Raw genomic sequence first — 2,239 nt, 5'->3', positions numbered from 1 at the left:
GCCGATGAGGGCGTAGACGGCGACGAGGTACTTGTTGATGTTGATGCCGGCGAGGCGGGCGGCGGTGTCGTTGCCGCCGATGGCGTAGATGTTGCGGCCGATGTCGGTGTACTTGAGGAGGAGGTGGACGGCGAGGGCGACGACGATGAGGATCCAGACCATGACGGGGAGGCCGGCTATCTTGCCGCGGCCGAGGAAGACGAAGATGTCGTCGTTGAGGACGTAGCCCTGGGCGCGGCCGTCGGAGAGGAGTTGGGCGAGGCCTTTGTAGGCGGCGAGGCCGGCGAGGGTGGCGATGGTGGGGTTGACGCGTCCGTAGACGATGATGACGCCGTTGAGGATGCCGATCAGGACGCCGACGCCGACGGCGGCGGCCATGCCGACGAAGGCGTTGGAGCTCGCGCCGGTGAAGGCCATCGCGCTGACGACGGAGGCGACGCCGGCTTGGGAGCCGACGGAGATGTCGAGGCCGCCGCAGATGATGACGACGGTCTGGACGATCGCGAGCAGGCCGGTGATGGTGGCGGCTTCGGCGATCACCTGGATGTTGGAGATGCTGAGGTAGTTCTCGTTGAGGAGGCCGAAGAGGGCCATCACGGCGACGAGGGCGCCGATCAGGCTGAGGTTCTGCCCGCCGACGGAGGAGAGGACGGATGTGCCGGTGCGGCCCGTGGGCTTGCCCGTGGCGGTCGGCCGAGGGGTGGTCGTGGTGCTCATGAGGATGCTCCAGGGGCGGGGGTGGGCGCGCTGAGGTCGTCGGCCATGGCCAGGGCGAGGATTGCTTCCTCGGAGGCTTCCGTGCGGTCGAGTTCGCCGGTGATCCGGCCGCCCTGCATGACGATGACGCGGTCGGCGAGGCCGAGGACCTCGGGGAGTTCGGAGGAGATCACCAGCAGGGCGACGCCTTCCTTGGCGAGGTCGGCGATGATCTGGTAGATCTCGGCCTTGGCGCCGACGTCGATGCCGCGGGTGGGCTCGTCGAGGATCAGGACCTTGGGTTTGCGGGCCAGCCAGCGGGCGAGGACGACTTTCTGCTGGTTGCCGCCGGAGAGTTTGCGGACCTCGTGTTCGATGGAGGGGGTGCGTACCCGGAGGCGGTCGGTGTACTGCTGGGCGAGGTCGCGTTCGGCGCCGCGGCGTACGAAGCGCAGGCGGCGCAGGCGTTCCAGCACCACGAGCGAGGTGTTGTCGCGGATGGAGCGCTGCAGGAACAGGGCTTGGGCCTTGCGTTCCTCGGGGGCGAGTCCGAGGCCGGCCCGGATCACCTCGCCGGGGTTGCCGGAGCGCAGCCGTTTGCCGTCGAGGGTGACGGTGCCGCTGTGGATGGGCAGGTCGCCGGCGAGGGCGAGGGCCAGTTCGGAGCGTCCGGCGCCGATGAGTCCGGCCAGGCCGACGACCTCGCCGGCGCGGATCTGCAGGCTGATGTCGTGGACGTCGTCGGTGGTGACGTGGCGGACGTCGAGGACGAGGCGGTCGGTGGCGACGTGCTCGCGGGAGAACATCGCGGACAGGTCGCGGCCGACCATGAGGCGGACGAGTGCGCTGTCGTCGGTGGTGGCGGCGTCCTGGACGCCGACCAGGGCGCCGTCGCGCAGGACGGCTATGCGGTCGGCGAGTTGGAAGATCTCCTGCATGCGGTGCGAGACGTAGACGACGGCGATGCCGTCGTCGCGCAGCCGCCGGATGAGCGCGAACAGCGCGTCGACCTCGTGTTCGGACAGCGAGGAGGTGGGTTCGTCGAAGGCGATCACCTTGGCCTCGCCGGTGAGGGCCCGCATGATCTCGACCAGCTGGCGTTGGGCGGGGGTGAGTCGGGAGCCCAGCAGGTCGGGGTCGAGCACGCCGGCGAAGCCGAGCCGTTCGAGGTCGGCGGTGATCCGGCGGCGCAGTTCCGCACGGTCCAGGCGGCGGCCGGTGGCGCGGGGCAGGGCGCCGGCGTAGACGTTCTCGGCGACCGAGACGTGCGGGATGATCTCGGGTTCCTGCGGGATGATGCGGATGCCGGCGGCGCGGGCCTCGGCGGGGGACCTGAGGTCGACGCGCTGCCCGTCGAGTACCACGTGGCCCTCGGTGGGCTGGTGGTCGCCGGCGAGGATCTTCAGCAGAGTGGACTTGCCCGCGCCGTTCTCCCCCATCAGCGCGGTGACCTGGCCGCCGGGGAAGTCCAGGGTGACCCCGGTCAGGGCCTGGACGGCCCCGAACCGCTTGGTGACCCCCTGGACCCCCGCGGTGCGGACGG

General features: G+C 70.4%; 2 protein-coding genes. Both read right to left on the bottom strand.

The features are described 5' to 3' along the window. A partial coding sequence (locus tag ACIOFR_RS42115; protein WP_401006114.1) for an ABC transporter permease occupies positions 1–717 on the bottom strand: 717 nt, incomplete at its 3' end. After that, on the bottom strand, positions 714–2,239 hold a 1,526-nt coding region (locus tag ACIOFR_RS42110), incomplete at its 5' end, for a sugar ABC transporter ATP-binding protein (RefSeq protein WP_401006112.1). The genes ACIOFR_RS42115 and ACIOFR_RS42110, both read right to left, overlap by 4 nt.

The sequence above is a fragment of the Kitasatospora sp. NPDC088346 genome, assembly GCF_044740765.1.
Taxonomy (GTDB): Bacteria; Actinomycetota; Actinomycetes; order Streptomycetales; family Streptomycetaceae; genus Kitasatospora.
This window is presented reverse-complemented; position numbering and strand designations above follow the sequence as displayed.